The 14,921-nt window shown below is 69.6% G+C and carries 11 protein-coding genes and 1 pseudogene; 7 read left to right on the top strand and 5 right to left on the bottom strand.

The window, feature by feature from the left end; genetic code table 11:
• The first annotated feature begins 1 nt into the window (after position 1).
• Positions 2 to 424 (top strand): hypothetical protein, encoded by a 423-nt coding sequence (locus Pflav_RS23905; protein ID WP_173038362.1) that lies wholly within the window; start codon positions 2 to 4, stop codon positions 422 to 424.
• A gap of 1 nt (position 425) precedes the next feature.
• Entirely contained in the window at positions 426 to 650 is a 225-nt protein-coding gene (locus Pflav_RS23900; RefSeq protein ID WP_173038360.1) for a helix-turn-helix transcriptional regulator, read from the top strand.
• Positions 651 to 1,077: 427 nt separating this feature from the next.
• On the opposite strand, the gene Pflav_RS23895 is transcribed toward Pflav_RS23900, so the two are convergent.
• Together Pflav_RS23895 and Pflav_RS23890 are read right to left on the bottom strand one after the other, a co-directional pair.
• Positions 1,078 to 2,955, bottom strand: a complete 1,878-nt coding sequence (locus Pflav_RS23895; RefSeq protein WP_173038358.1) for a sigma-70 family RNA polymerase sigma factor — start codon at positions 2,953 to 2,955, stop codon at positions 1,078 to 1,080.
• Positions 2,956 to 3,020: 65 nt separating this feature from the next.
• Positions 3,021 to 3,533: an Lrp/AsnC family transcriptional regulator gene (locus tag Pflav_RS23890; protein ID WP_173038356.1), complete on the bottom strand. Its 513-nt coding sequence runs from the start codon at positions 3,531 to 3,533 to the stop codon at positions 3,021 to 3,023.
• Positions 3,534 to 3,643: 110 nt separating this feature from the next.
• On the opposite strand from Pflav_RS23890, the gene hppD reads away from it, so the two are divergent.
• Both hppD and Pflav_RS23880 read left to right on the top strand, forming a co-directional pair.
• On the top strand, positions 3,644 to 4,837 hold the full coding sequence (gene hppD, locus Pflav_RS23885; protein ID WP_173038354.1) for a 4-hydroxyphenylpyruvate dioxygenase: 1,194 nt from the start codon (positions 3,644 to 3,646) through the stop codon (positions 4,835 to 4,837).
• A gap of 19 nt (positions 4,838 to 4,856) precedes the next feature.
• Positions 4,857 to 6,043: pseudogene (locus tag Pflav_RS23880) on the top strand (fumarylacetoacetate hydrolase family protein).
• Here Pflav_RS23880 and Pflav_RS23875 read toward each other — a convergent pair.
• Positions 5,990 to 6,619 carry a TetR/AcrR family transcriptional regulator gene (locus Pflav_RS23875; protein WP_173038350.1) on the bottom strand — a complete coding sequence of 210 codons (630 nt, stop codon included), beginning with the start codon at positions 6,617 to 6,619 and terminating at the stop codon, positions 5,990 to 5,992. The pseudogene Pflav_RS23880 and the gene Pflav_RS23875 sit on opposite strands and share 54 nt — an antisense overlap.
• Positions 6,620 to 6,669: 50 nt before the next feature.
• Between Pflav_RS23875 and Pflav_RS23870 the strand changes: the two genes are divergently transcribed.
• The gene (locus Pflav_RS23870) at positions 6,670 to 8,592 is read left to right on the top strand and encodes a HelD family protein (protein ID WP_173038348.1); all 1,923 of its coding nucleotides are present in this window, start codon (positions 6,670 to 6,672) and stop codon (positions 8,590 to 8,592) included.
• Between the two features lie 254 nt (positions 8,593 to 8,846).
• On the opposite strand, the gene Pflav_RS23865 is transcribed toward Pflav_RS23870, so the two are convergent.
• On the bottom strand, positions 8,847 to 10,109 hold the full coding sequence (locus Pflav_RS23865) for an IS4 family transposase (protein ID WP_173042604.1): 1,263 nt from the start codon (positions 10,107 to 10,109) through the stop codon (positions 8,847 to 8,849).
• 937 nt (positions 10,110 to 11,046) lie between these two features.
• Complete coding sequence (gene sthA, locus Pflav_RS23860; protein WP_173038346.1) at positions 11,047 to 12,450, bottom strand: Si-specific NAD(P)(+) transhydrogenase; 1,404 nt, start codon at positions 12,448 to 12,450, stop codon at positions 11,047 to 11,049.
• A 120-nt stretch (positions 12,451 to 12,570) separates the two neighbouring features.
• Here sthA and Pflav_RS23855 point away from each other — a divergent pair, with 120 nt between their 5' ends.
• Together Pflav_RS23855 and Pflav_RS23850 are read left to right on the top strand one after the other, a co-directional pair.
• Complete coding sequence (locus Pflav_RS23855) at positions 12,571 to 13,551, top strand: MBL fold metallo-hydrolase (RefSeq protein WP_332107792.1); 981 nt, start codon at positions 12,571 to 12,573, stop codon at positions 13,549 to 13,551.
• 83 nt (positions 13,552 to 13,634) lie between these two features.
• A complete protein-coding gene (locus Pflav_RS23850; protein WP_173038342.1) occupies positions 13,635 to 14,900 on the top strand; it encodes an asparaginase in 1,266 nt (421 codons plus the stop codon).
• Positions 14,901 to 14,921: the final 21 nt, after the last annotated feature.

Below are 14,921 nucleotides of genomic sequence, written 5' to 3'. Positions count from 1 at the left end.
CATGTCCTTCGAGGAGAAGCGGTCGTGGATCTACGCGGCGATCGCGGTTGTCGTGCCGGCGGTCTACGCGGCCGTGATGCTGTCCCGGCTCGCCGACACGAGCGCCGCCGACGTGGCATACATCCGTCCGCTGATCACCGCGATCGTCGCCGCCATGGTGCTCAACATCCTGGCCAACATCGTCGCCGGCATGTTCTCCCGCCGCGAGGACGTCGACAAGAAGGACGAGCGCGACCGAGAGATCCACCGCCGCGGCGAGTGGGTCGGCTTCCATGTCATGAGCATCGGCGCGCTGGCGCCGCTGGTGCTGGCGATGACCGAGGCCGCCTACTTCTGGATCGCCAGCTCGCTCTACTTCGCGTTCTGCCTGGCCGCGCTCGGCTCCGCGGTGTCGAAGATCGTGGCGTACCGGCGGGGCTTCTGACATGGTCAAGCCCACCCGCGTCACCAACTCGATCCGCGCCCTGCGCTTCGCCGCCGGGGAGATGACCCAAGCCGACCTGGCCGACCGGATCGGCGTGACCCGCCAAACGGTGATCGCGATCGAGCAAGGCCGCTACTCACCGTCACTGGAGATGGCCTTCCGCATAGCGAGAGTCTTCAAAGTCCCACTAGACGACGTCTTCCAATACCCAGACGAGACCGACTAAGAGACGCGGCCTCACCCGCCGCGATTCACAACCCCCGCCGCCGGCCTTGCGGCAGGCAGCCGCAGCGACCGCAGAGACCACTCGGCCAGGCTCCAGCCTTTGTGAACGCTTACCGCTGCCCCAGCAACGGGAAACGTTCACAAACCCCAAGAAGGCGAGGTCGTGTGCGGCGGGCCACGACGCCGCAGGCTAATCCGAGCGTTCAAGATCCGGAAAGCCCGGATCAGTGGGCAATATCCGGGACATTGACCACTGGGGGTCGGGGACCGCGGAGGGTGAGGCCGCGGGAGCAGCGGTCTGGACCACCGCGGGCATCGCGGTAGCTCAAATCTGTCTTGGAATAGGTCGTTTGCTTTGCGTCAATCCCCGGCGCCGAAGGCATGACCGATGGCCTCCCCTGAAAGGTGGGCGAGGCCATCGCATCGTGTTAGCGGGCTGCGATGAAGGCGCGGCCTACGGCTGTGGGTGTGGTGCCGCTGCTGAAGAGGCCGCTCTGGTCCTTGTCCGTCGCGGGCAGGCCGAACCAGGCGTACCGCTGCACGAAGGAGAGGCCGCCGAGCATCTTGGCCGACGCGGTCATGAACGCGGCCTGCTGAGCCTGGGTCGGAAAGCGGCCGCCGCTGGAGAAGTCGATGAGCGCGAACTCGGTCAGCCAGATCGGCTTCTTGTACCGGTCGTACACCGCCTGGAGGTAGCGGCGGAGCTGGTCGACCGCGTTCTGGGTGACGAAGTCACCGCCGTACCAGTGCAAGGCTATGAAGTCGACCCGGTAGCCGCGGGACTTGGCGCCGGACATGAAGCGGTCGAGCCAGCTGCCCGGGTCGTTACCGCCGAACGCTACCGCCGGGCTGCTCAGCTTGCTACCCGTCGCCTGGAGCCGGGGCCAATGTTCGAGCGCCTGCTCCACGGTCATCTTGGCCTGGCCGTCCAGGTCCGGCTCGTTGAAGGTGAGCAGGTAAGGCCCGGCCGCCTTCGCCGCCGCCAGCGCGGAGTCGTTCATGTCCTTCGTACCCCAGATCATCGGTACGAACTGCGCGCCCTTCGGCGTGGTGACGCCCTCGTGTCGCGGGTTCCAGGTGTAGTACCAACTCGCCTTTGAGTTGGCGAGCGCCTGGCTGACGCCGTTGAAGTTCCAGACCGCGACGCCCTTCTTGGGCGACGTGGCGGCCGGTGGAGGGGCGGGCGCCTTGGTGGTGGGACGGGCCTTGGGGGTCGCGGTGGGCGAGGCCGGCGGCGTGGTGGTCGGCGCTGGCGGAGTCGGCGTCGCGGAAGGGGTGCTGGCGGGTGTGACAAGCACCGGCAGGGGATTCGCGGCCGGCTCGGGCTCGGGGGAACGATTGAGCTTCACCCCGATCAGGGTCGCCGTCACCAGCACGACGACGGTGGCCGCCGCGGTGATCGGTATGGCGAAGCCGCTCGAACCCGCGGCCGCCGCCGCCTTCGCCGCCATGCCTGCCTTGGCCGTCGCCGCCCCCGCCTTGGCCACCACCACGGTCTGGGCGGTGGGCCCGGCGATCTTGCCGGCGAGCGCCGCCGGCACCGGCAGCATGGAGATGCCGGCGAGCAGGCGGTCGATCGGGACCAGGTCACCGGAGGTACGGGCGCACACGCCGCACTCGCGCACGTGCCGGGCGAGCCGCTTGCGCCAGAGCGAGTCGGGCTTGCCGTTCCACGTGGCGGCGACCGCGCGGAGGGCCGCGCAGCCGGGCCGGGCGCGGAGCGCGCGCACGACGGTGCGGGCGGTCTGGATCTGCTCCTTCATGCGGTGGATCCGCACGCCCGCGTGGTTGGGGGAGAGGCCGAGCGCGCCGGCGAGGTCGGAGCGCTCCAGCTCGCCTGCCTCCTCCAGCCACCAGAGCGCGATCAGCTCCTGGTCGTCGGCGTCCAGCCAGCGGGTCGCCTCGGCCACCTCGCGCCGCTGGTCGGTCAGGCCGAGCCGGGCGATGGTGAGGTCGGCGAAGTCGGGGCCGGGGTCGGGCACTTCCTGTATCGCCTCGACGGCCATCGCCCGCGTCGGGGCGGTACGCCGGTGCAGGTCCCAGTCGCGCACCTGGCGGATCGTGATCGCCACCAGCCAGGGGCGGTAGGCGCTCGGGTCGCGCAGGTCGGGCAGGTAACGCACCACCCGTACCAGCGTCTCCTGGACCACGTCGTCGACGTCCGCGTGGCCGCGGAGCGCGCGCCCGACGATGTTGTAGACCAGCGGGAGCGAGGCCGCGACAAGCGCGTCGAGCGCGTGCGCACCGCCCTGCTGCGCCGCGTTGACCAACGCGGCGTCCGGTGTGGCCCGACCGGGACGGGACATCCGCCTGCCTCCCTCTTCACAGCATCGACCGTTTGTAAATGGAGACCGGCGGTGCAGCCACCGCATTACAGAAACTCAGGGCGATTCTTGTACGACGGCGCGTGGTGTGCGCCCCGCTGCGGACCGTGAGTGAGCAACGGCAGCGTGCGATGCGCGACCACTGTCGAGAGGACCACCACACTTGTGGAACGGCGGATACCGGCCGAGCGGTTGAGTTCGAGCAGGATTTGTTGGAGATCGTCGTTGGAGCGGGCGGCGAGCCGGCAGAGCACGTCGCCCGTGCCGGTCGTCGCGTACGCCTCCAGCACCCCCGGGAGCGCCACGAGGTGCTCGGTAACCTCGTCCAGCCGCCCCTGCGCGATCTCCAGCGTCACGTACGCCTGCACCGGATAGCCGGCCGCGGCGAGGTCGACCTGCGGCCCGTACCCCGTTACGACGCCCGAGGTGCGCAGCCGCTCCATCCGAGCGCTGACGGTGGCGCGGGCGACCCCGGCGAGGCGGGACAGCTCCAGCACGCCGATCCGCGGGTGCTCGGTCAGCAGCCGCAGCAGGGCCACGTCGAGTGCGTCAAGATCCATCTAGTCAATCCGCCTAGCTCTTTGCGAGAATCCCTGTGCCAATTGCTCAACATGACTAGCTCACGGTACGCCAGTTGCATAGCGCCTGAGGAAGCGTTCAGATGGTGGGCATGACCGTCGAACACGTCCTGACCGATGACGAGCGGCTCGCGGATCTGAGCCTCGAGCAGCTCAAGCAACTCGTGGGGCTGGTGGAGTACGACGAGCAGGCCGACCCGTTCCCGGTGATCGGCTGGGACGCGATCGTGTGGGTGGTCGGCAACGCGACCCAGGCCGCCCGCTTCTACCAGCTTGCCTTCGGGATGGAGCTGGTCGCCTACTCCGGCCCCGAGACGGGCAACCGCGACCACTGCGCGTACGTGCTGCGCAGCGGCGCCGTGCGGTTCGTGCTCGCCGGCGCGGTCGACCCGCAGAGCCCGCTCGTGGCGCTGCACGACCGGCACGGCGACGGGGTGAGCGACATCGCGCTCGAGGTGCCCGACGTGGACGCCTGCGTGGCGCACGCACGGGCGCAGGGCGCGCGGATCCTCGAAGAGCCGCACGAGCTGACCGACGAGCACGGCACGGTGCGGCTGGCGGCGATCGCGGCGTACGGCGACACCCGCCACACGCTCGTCGACCGTTCCCGCTACCACGGCCCCTACCTGCCCGGGTACGTCGCCCGCGCCTCCACGCTCCCCAAGCGCCCTCGCCTCTTCCAGGCGCTCGACCACGTGGTCGGCAACGTCGAGCTGGGCCACATGGACGAGTGGGTCGCCTTCTACAACCGGGTCATGGGCTTTACGAACATGGCCGAGTTCATCGGCGACGACATCGCCACGGACTACTCGGCGCTGATGTCCAAAGTGGTCGCCAACGGCAACCACCGGGTGAAGTTCCCGCTCAACGAGCCGGCCGTGGGCAAACGGAAGAGCCAGATCGACGAGTTCCTGGAGTTCTACCGCGGGCCTGGCGCGCAGCACCTCGCGCTCGCCACCAACGACATCCTGTCCACGGTGGACAGGCTGCGGGCGGCCGGTGTGGAGTTCCTCGACACGCCGGACTCCTATTACGAGGACCCCGAGCTGCGCGCCCGCATCGGCAATGTGCGGGTACCGGTCGAGGAGCTACAGAAGCGGAAGATCCTGGTCGACCGGGACGAGGACGGCTACCTGCTGCAAATCTTCACGAAGCCGATCGGGGACCGGCCCACGGTGTTCTTCGAGTTCATCGAGCGGCATGGGTCGCTCGGCTTCGGCAAGGGCAACTTCAAGGCGCTCTTCGAAGCCATCGAACGCGAGCAGCAGCGGCGGGGCAACCTCTAGTGTCTGTCCTGTGAGCCTCGTGACCTGGGTGCCCGGTGTCGATGCCGGGCACCCGTATGGTGTGCACAACCTGCCGTACGGCGCGGTATCCACAGGGGACGGCGCATCGCGGCTGGTGGTGCGGATCGGCGACGTGGCGCTCGACCTGGCCAGGGCCTGCGAGCGGCTGCTGCCTGAGCTGGCGCCGCTGGTGTCCGAGCCGGTGCTCAACCCGCTGCTGGCCGAGCCGGCCACGACCTGGCGCCGGCTCCGGGTGGCGCTGCGCTCCTGGCTCACTGACGAATCAGTCAGGCCCGTCGTCGAGCCGCTGCTGGCGCCGATCGGCCGGACGCACCTGCCGTTCAGCCTCGGTGACTACGTCGACTTCTACGCCTCCGAGCACCACGCCTCGGCGATCGGCCGCATCTTCCGCCCCAACTCGCCGCCGCTGCCGGAAAACTGGAAGCACCTGCCGATCGGGTACCACGGGCGGTCCGGCACGGTGGTCGTCTCGGGTACCCCGATCGCCCGCCCGCACGGGCAGCGCCGGGTCGGCGACGGCGTCGAGGTGGGCCCGAGCCTGCGGCTGGACATCGAGGCCGAGGTGGGCTTCGTGCTCGGCGCCGGTACCCGCCTCGGTGAGCCGGTGGCCCTCGCGGACGCGGCCGAGCACGTCTTCGGCGTCTGTCTTGTCAACGACTGGTCCGCGCGCGACCTCCAGGCATGGGAGTACGTGCCGCTCGGCCCGTTCCTCGGCAAGTCCTTCGCCACGTCGGTCTCGCCGTGGGTGGTACCGCTGGACGCCTTCCACAATGCCCGGACGCCGCCCCCGCCGCGCAACGTACCGCTCGCGTCCTATCTGGACGATGCGGCGCTGCCACCCTGGGGGCTCGACATCGCGCTGGAGGTCGAGCTCAACGGCACGGTGGTGTCCCGCCCGCCCTTCCCGGCGATGTACTGGACCGCCGCGCAGATGCTCGCCCACATGACCGTCAACGGCGCCTCGATCCGCCCCGGCGACCTCTTCGCCTCGGGTACGGTCAGCGGCCCGGAGCCGGACCAGGCGGGATCGCTGATGGAGCTGAGCCACGCCGGCGTGACTAGCTCGTTTCTGGAGGACGGCGACGAAGTCGTGATCCGGGGAGGGTGCCCGCCGCCCCAGGCCGCCCGGAGCTAGCCCTCGGCGAGGTCACCGGGGTAGTGGTGGCCGAGCCCCGACTCCAGTAGGTCGTAGGCGCGATCGGCCGCCGCCACCGCCTCTGGGTGGACCTCTTCGGCCGGCTGACCGTCGATCAGGCGTTGCCAGTTGTCCCGGGCCAGGATGCGCTGGGCCGCGACGATGGCGCCGGCCGCCACCCGCGCGGTGAGGCCACCGCCGAGCGCCTCGGCCAGCGCGACCTCGTCCGCCTCGGCGAAGCTGGCCACCCGGGCCGCGAGGCTTGGCGTCGAGAAGACCATCCGGTGGTACGCGAGCACGCGCTCGTGGTCGTTGAGGCCGGTCACCGGGTCGCGCCGGTCGAGGCCGTCGAGGAAGTGCCGGCGCAGCGCGGCGAGCGGGCTCTCGCCGGGCCGCCGCTCCCGCACCACGCGGGCCGCCTCGCCCTGATGGTCCGCGATGCGGTGCAGGACCAGGTCTTCCTTCGTCGGAAAGTACTTGAACAGGGTCGGCTTGGAGACCTCGGCCGCGTCCGCCACGTCCGCCACGGACACGGCGTCGTAGCCGCGGTCCAGGAACAGCGCGATCGCGGCCGCGGAGATCGTGTCGTGGGTGCGCTGCTTCTTGCGCTCGCGGAGGCCGGCCATGCCAGCGATACTACACTCGGATAAATTCTTTACTGAGTTAAGCTAGTGGCATGACGTTGGAAGAGGAGCGGGCGCACCTCGCGGCCTCCCGGGCCGCGCTGGCCCGCATGCTCGACCTCGCGCGGCACCGCGTCGCCACCGGAGAGCAGGTCGCCGGTGACCGGTACACCGCGGAGATGCTCGGCCGGATGCTCAAGAGCTACGCCAAGGAGCTTGCCGAGGAGCCGGACGGGCCGCTCTACTTCGGGCGCCTGCGGTTCGGCACGGGCCCGGCCGCCGGTGACCACAGTGGACAGTGTTACTACATCGGCCGCCGGCACATCACCGACGAGGCGGGCGAGCCGATGGTCATCGACTGGCGGGCGCCGGTCTCCCGCACCTTCTACCGGGCCAGCGCCCGCGATCCGATGGGCGTCGCGGTGCGCCGGCGGTACGGGTGGCAGGGCGGCACCCTGACCGGCTTCGAGGACGAGGACCTGGGTGCCGGTCAGCTTGTCGCGAGCCGGCCTGTCGCGAGTCGCCTTCTCGCGAGTCGCCTTGTCGCCGAGGAGATCGAGCGGCCGCGCGTCGGGCCGATGCGGGACATCGTCGCCACGATCCAGCCCGACCAGGACGACCTGGTCCGCGCCGACCTGGACGAGTCGGTGTGCGTACAGGGCGCGCCCGGCACCGGCAAGACTGCGGTCGGGCTGCACCGCGCGGCGTACCTGCTCTACTCCCACCGCCGCCGGCTCAAGCGGGACGGCGTGCTCGTCATCGGCCCCAACCCCGCGTTCCTGCGGTACATCTCGGCCGTCCTCCCGGCCCTCGGCGAGGTCGACATCGCGCAGCGCACGCTCGACCAGGTGCTCGCCCGCCGCCGGGTCACCGGTACCGACAGCGACGCGGCGGCGGCCGTGAAGCACGACGCGCGGATGGCTTCGGTGCTCAGCCGCGCCTTGTACGCCCGGCTCGGCGAGCCCTCCGGCCCACTCACGGTCGCCGAGAACTCGGCCCGGTGGCGGATCCCGGAAGCGGCGCTGGGCCGACTCATCGGGCAGGTCTGGCAGGAGTCGCTGCCGTACGGCATCGGCCGCGAACGCCTCCGCTCCCGCGTGGTCGGGCTCCTCCAGCGCCAGGCCGAGGCGCGCGGGTATGCCCCGGGCGCCGCCTGGATCCAGCGGATGGGCCGCTCCCGCCCGGTACGCGACTTCCTCGACCAGGTGTGGCCCGCGGTGCGCCCGGCGGACGTGGTGGCCGAGCTGCTCCGCGACCCGTCCGCGGCCGCCGACGGGATCCTGACGCCGGCGGAGCAGGAGGCGATCGTCCGGCGCCGGGCGCGGTGGTCGGCCGCGGACCTTGTGCTGGTCGACGAGGTCGCCGGGCTGATCGACCACCCCGAGTCGTACGGGCACATCATCGTCGACGAGGCGCAGGACCTGTCCCCGATGGAGTGCCGCGCGCTGGCCAGGCGCAGCGTGCACGGCTCGCTGACCGTGCTCGGCGACCTCGCCCAGGGCACCACACCGTGGGCGGCGACGAGCTGGTACGAGCAGCTGACCCACCTCGGCAAGCCAAAGGCGCGGGTGGTGGCGCTGACCGCCGGCTTCCGGGTGCCGGCTGCCGTGCTGGCGCTGGCCAACCGGCTGCTCGCCACACTCGACGTGGACGTGCCGCCGACCCGTGCGGTCCGCGGCGAGGGGTCGCTACACGTCCGCCGTGCAGACGACCTGGCGGCGGCGACGGCCGAGGCGGTGCGCGAGGCACTAGGGCACGAGGGCTCGATCGGCGTCATCACACGCGAGCCCTTCGCACTGACCGCCGACCGCGTGACGGTGCTGCACCCGGCGATGGCGAAGGGCCTAGAGTTCGACCACGTCGTGCTCGTCGAGCCCGCCGACCTCCCGCCACGCCTGCTCTACGTAGCCCTGACGAGGGCAGTCTCTCGCCTCGACATCGTCCACCACCGCCCGCTGCCGCCAGCGATCGCCTAGGCAAATTTCAACACAAAAGATTTGAGCTACCGCGATGTCCGCGGTGGTCCGGACCCAATGCCACTCACCTTAGTTTGATCTTGGTGGTGGGTGGGTTGGTGTGGCGGGTGCCGGTGTCGTGGGGTTGTTTGACTCGGTAGCTGTTGTGGCGCATGCGTTTGACGACGCGGGGGTAGCTGCGGTGGCGGTGTTGGTTGAGGTGTCGGTGGTGGGTGATGTCGGCGCCGATGGCGGCGATGAGGTGGTGGCGGTGGTCAGGGGGAAAATGCCGTCGGGTCTTGGACCCGACGGCGCAGGATACGCACGGTGCGGTGGAATTTGACCTGGTCGGGATCGATGTCGGCTTCGGTGGCGGCCTGGCAGATCAGGGCGCTGATCGCGTAGTGGGTCAGCAGGTAGCCGTAGATTTCTTGGGTCACCATGGCCGGGCTTTTCGAGCGTAGGACCCGTCCGGGGCCGCGCAGGTGGGTTTTGAGTTGGCCGTTGCTGGTTTCGTGGTCCCACCGTTGGTGGTATGCCTCGGCCAGCACGGCGGCCGGGGCGTCGGCCGGGTCCAGGATGCTGGTGAGCAGGCTGATCGGTTCGTCGTTGTCCGCGCGGTCGGTGACCTGATAGGACACGACCCGGGCGATGCGGGCGCGGTGCGGGTCGATGTCGGCCCGGGTGGCCGGGTCACGGGCCAGCGCGAGGATCCGGTCACGTTCGCTTGGACGCGTCCGGGAGGCATACACCACGGTCAGATACGAGCCGTCGGGCAGATCTTGCACGACGGGTAGGGCGATCGCGCCGCCAGCGCCACCGGCCCGCCACAACACGTCCGCGCCGGTATCGGTAGCCGCACACCAGTCGCGCCAGCCGTAGAAGTTACGATCGGCCAACAGCAGCATGCCCGGCTCCAGCAACGGATACAACCCACGGGCCAGGCTCTGCTCCCCCTGCCCTTTACCCACGACCGGCCCGATCACCGCACCGATCGGCGCCCGCGAACCGGTCTCGACCAACGTGACCAACCTGGCCTTGGGAAACGCCGAACGTCTCGTAGCCCCGCCGGCATAGCCGAAGAACTCCGCGTTGGCCGGACTATCCGGCACATCAAGCTCACTTCCATCGACCGACACCAACCGCCGCCCAGCCAGCCACGCACCCCGGGTCAACACCCCACACACCGGCCGAGCCACCCGCTCGAACACCTCCCGCACCGGCTCGGCCCCCAACCGCTGCCGGGCCTGCGTAATCCCCGCCGAACCCGGCATCGACCAACTCGCATCCCAACACCCCCACGCCATCAACGGCTCAGCCAGCCGCGCGAGCACCCCCTCATAGTCATCCTCAGCGAACAACGCCAACGCCATCGCGAAGTACACCATCACATGCGCCGGCAACTTCCCATCCGACCGCTTCGACTCCCGGCCATACACCGCCACCGCCGCATCGACCACATCCCGCGGCACCGACCCGGCCAACACCCCCACCGAGACCCAGTCCGTCAACCGCCCACCAGCCCCAAACACAACCAGCGATCATCACCCACACCAACACCACCAACCCACACCGACACACCCACCCACCAAGATCAAACTAAGGTGAGTGGCATTGGGTCCGGACCGCTGCTCCCGCTGCCTCACCCTCCGCGGTCCACAACCCAACCCAGCTGGCGCGGCCGTGGATACCCTTCCCGACCCCGTCGATCGCCCGGCACAACCGGTTCGCGCTTGATTGGGACGGATGCTGGGCACTCCACGCGCCTCCCATGCCGGTCCGTCCCGAACGGCTCATCGCTCAGGTATTGGGCACCAGCCGCAATGAGATCGCCGCCAGAATCAAGATCGACATCCCGCCGCACCTCGGCTTCGAGGTCCAGGTCTGTCGAGATCTAGGGGGAGCTAGCGCGTCATACCAACCCTAACTCCCCTAGATCTCACGCGGCGGCATCACTGGTCAAGATCCTGACAAAATCCCTGATTTTGTTGCTTCCAAGGCCGCCTGTCACAGCAAAATCAGGGATTTTGCTGCCAACCCGGCCGGAAGGCCGGCGGCAGGTGATCGAGATCGCGTGGACCGGGCCGATGCGTGGCGGAGCGTTGCCTGCCAGCCCATGGGGGATGGGCTTGTCGCCGCGGAAGGCGAGGCGGCGGGACACAACCCAAGCAGCGGCCAAGCGCCGGGGCCCGCCCATCGTTGGCGCGCTCACCTCTTGCCGCTGGTCCGTCTGCGGCCTGGCCCGGATGTCGCCCGCCGGTGGCGTGCGGGTCGGGTTGGTTGTGAAGCGCGGAGGGTGAGGCCGCGGGAGCAGCGGTCCGGACCCCGACGGACATCGCGGCAGCCCAGATCTGCCTTGGAATCCAGATCTGCCTTGGAATATAGCCTCTAGATCAAACTAGGCTCAGTGGCAATGAATCCAGACCACGACAGAGGTGGCGGTAGCTCAAAAATCTTTGGTCTGGAAAGGATTGTCTATGCGCGCATGCGGTCGATGCTGCGCATCTTGTTCATCGCGTCCAGGGCGGCCACCTTGTACGACTCGGCCAGCGTCGGGTAGTTGAAGACCGTGTCGACCAGATAGTCGATCGTGCCCTTGCAGCCCATCACGGCCTGTCCGATGTGGATGATCTCGGTGGCCCCGGTGCCGAAGACGTGCACGCCGAGCAGCGTGCGGTCGTCGGGGGAGACGAGCAGCTTGAGCATGCCGTACGAGTCGCCGATGATCTGGCCGCGGGCCAGCTCGCGGTAGCGGGACACGCCGGTCTCGAAGGGCACCCGGTTTTCGGTCAGCTCGTCCTCGGTGCGGCCGACGAAGCTGATCTCGGGGATCGTGTAGATGCCGATCGGCTGGAGCTGGTGCATCGCGCGCACCGGCTCGTCGCAGGCGTGGTGGGCGGCCAGGCGGCCCTGCTCCATCGATGTCGACGCGAGCGCCGGGAAGCCGATCACGTCGCCGACCGCGTAGATGTGCGGCACCTCGGTGCGGAAGTTTTCGTCCACCTTGATCCGGCCGCGGTTGTCCGCGGTCAGCCCGGCCGCCTCGAGGTTGAGCTGGTCGGCCATGCCCTGGCGGCCCGCCGAGTACATGAGCACGTCGGCGGCGATCCGCTTGCCGCTCTCCAGAACCGCGAGCGCGCCGTTGGCGTGGTGCTCGACCGAGGCGACCGTCTCGCTGAAGCGGAACGTCACCGCGAGGTCGCGCAGGTGGTACTTGAGCGCCTCGATGATCTCCAGGTCGCAGAACTCCAGCATCCGGTCGCGCCGCTCCACAACGGTCACCTTGGAGCCCAGCGCGGCGAACATCGACGCGTACTCGATGCCGATCACGCCCGCGCCGACCACGACCAGCGACTGGGGGACGTGCTCCAGGTTGAGGATGCCGTCGGAGTCGATAATCGTGCGGTCGTCGAACTGCACCGACGCCGGGCGCGCCGGGCGGGTGCCGGCGGCCACCACGATCTTCTCCGCGGTCGCCGTGGACTCGCGGCCGGTGTCGTCGACGATGCGCAGCGTGTGCGGGTCGGCGAAGGTGCCGGTGCCGGTCAGGAGGCGGATGCGGTTGCGGGCGAGCTGGCTGCGGATGACGTCGATTTCCCGCCCGATCACGTGCTGCGTGCGCGCGGTGAGGTCGTCGACGGTGATGTCGTCCTTGAGTCGGTAGCTCTGCCCGTACATCTCCCGCTGGTTGAGCCCCGTCAGGTAGAGCACGGCCTCACGCAGCGTCTTCGACGGGATGGTGCCGGTGTTGATGCACACCCCGCCCATCATGTGACGTCGCTCGATCACGGCGACCCGGCGGCCGAGCTTGGCGGCGGCGATCGCGGCCTTCTGCCCGCCGGGGCCGGAGCCCAGCACGAGCACGTCGAAGTCATACACGCGGACCATTCTCGCAGGCCCTGGTTACCGAAGCCTTACGAAGAAACGGTCATGGTCGTCGTACGGTTGGGCGATGAGGTTTGGTCCCGCCGCGCTCGGGGGCGCCCTGACACCGCCGTGGTGGGTGCGTCCCCGCTGTACCGGGACGGGCGCTTCCACAACACGGTGGCGGCCACCGTGCTCCCGCCGGGCGCGGCGCGGACGGCCGCGCGCAGGTTGCTCTTCGGCAAGGAGGTGCGCCGGCCCACCGGACCGGTCCCGCTGGTCAGGGCCGGTGCGGCGCCCGCCGAGGGCCTGCATCTCACCTGGTACGGGCATGCCAGCTCGCTCGTCGAGCTGGACGGGCGGCGGGTGCTCTTCGATCCGGTGTGGAGCAAGCGGGCCTCGCCGTTCCAGTTCGCCGGGCCGCGCCGGCTGCACCCGCCGCCGGTACCGCTCGGCGCGCTGCCGCAGGTGGACGCGATCGTCATCTCGCACGACCACTACGACCACCTCGACCTGCACACCGTCCGTGAGCTGGTCCGCACGCAGGAGGCGCCATTCCTGGTACCGCTCGGGGTGGGCGCACACCTCGACCGCTGGCGGGTGCCTCGGCAGCGGATCGTCGAGCTCGACTGGGACGACGGCATCGACCTCGCCGGCCTGCGGCTCACCGCGACCGCCGCGCGGCACTTCTCCGGCCGGGGCATCGCCCGCGACCGTACGCTGTGGGGCTCGTGGGTGGTCGAGGTCGCTGGGCGGAAGGTCTTCTACACCGGTGACTCCGGCTACTTCGAGGGGTACGCGGCGATCGGCGAGCAGTACGGCCCGTTCGAGGCCAGCCTCATCCAGATCGGCGCGTACAGCGTGGCCTGGCCGGACATCCACATGACGCCGGAGGACGCGGTCAAGGCGCACGTCGACCTGCGCGCCGGGCTGCTGCTGCCGGTGCACTGGGCGACGTTCGTGCTCTCGTACCACGGGTGGAGCGAGCCGGTCGAGCGGCTGTGGCGGGAGGCGAAGGCGTTCGACGTGCGGGTGGCCATCCCGCGGCCGGGCGAGCGGGTCGACGTGGGCGCGCCGCCGGTGGTCGACGCCTGGTGGCAGCCGTTAAGTGGCTGATCATGCGGTTTCTCGTATAGATCATCAAGCCACGCAACGTCGGGGCAACGTGACTGAAACGAGTGGCCCTGACGATCTCCCGCATGCCGAAGAGATCGTTTTCGCGCCTCGGCGCCCTACTGCTCCCCGTCGTATCGGCCGCGGTCACCGCGGCTCTGGTCGTCTCCGCGCTGGGCCAGCCGTCGGCGGCCCCCGCTCCTGAAACTGACTCCACGTCCGTCAAGGTCGACGGCGTCGAAACCCTGACGAATATCGAAAGCGTCGCGTACACCCAGGCCGTCGCCTTGGCGAAGACCAAGAAGCCCAAGGTGACCGTCATCGGCACCGGCGGCACCATCTCCGGGGTCGCGACCTCGCGCAGCAGCTTCCAGGACTACCGCTCCGGCCAGATCGCCATCGGTGACATGGTCGGCTACCTCCAGCCGGAGATCGGCGCGGTCGCCGACGTCGCCACCGTGCAGTTCGGCAACAAGGGCTCCGGCGGGTACACGATCCCCGAGTTCCACGCGCTGACCCTGGCCGTGGAGAAGGCGCTCAAGTCCTCCGACGGCGTGGTGGTGACCACGGGTACCGACACGATGGAGGAGTTCGCGTACTGGCTGGACCTCTCGGTGCGCAGCCAGAAGCCGGTGGTGCTCACCGGTGCGATGCGCCCGTGGGCCGCGGTCGCACCGGACGGCCCGAAGGTGATCGGCGCGGACGGCCCGGCCAACCTCTACAACGCGATCGTGCTGGCCGCCAGCCAGGCCACGTACTGCTACGGCACGGTCCTGATGCTCGGCGACGAGTTCCACGCCGCCCGTGACGTGACGAAGACGAGCTCGTACCGGATGGACACTTTCCAGACCCGCGAGTTCGGCGTGCTCGGCTGGATCGACGGCCCGAACATCAAGGTCGGCCGCGCCCCGGCCCGGATCCAGGAGTGCGACGACAAGAGCAAGTGGTACACGCCGTTCAACCTCACCAAGGTCGGCCCCGAGGCGCTGCCCCGGGTCGAGGTGGTGACCGGCTACCAGCAGGCCGGCGGCGAGGCGATCACGGCGTTCGCGGACGCGGGCGTCAAGGGCATCGTCACGGCCGGTACCGGTGCCGGCGGCCTCTCGTCCGCGCAGAGCGCTGCCCGCACCGCGGCGGCGGCCAAGGGCGTGGTCTTCGTGAGCACGACGCGTACCGGCTCCGGCTCGGTGTACGGCGGCAGCACGACCCAGCCCATCATCGCCGGTGACGACCTGCTGCCGCAGAAGGCACGGCTGCTGCTGATGCTCAGCCTGGCGTTCTCGGGCGGCGACGTCGAGAAGGTCCGCAAGTGGGTGACCGAGGAGGGCAACCCGGAGTTCGACCTGTCCTAATAGGTGACCTCCTCCTCTACG

Source organism: Phytohabitans flavus, from assembly GCF_011764545.1.
GTDB classification, from domain to species: Bacteria; Actinomycetota; Actinomycetes; order Mycobacteriales; family Micromonosporaceae; genus Phytohabitans; species Phytohabitans flavus.
Note: the sequence above shows the minus strand (reverse complement) of the source record. Positions and strands in the feature narration are given on the sequence as shown.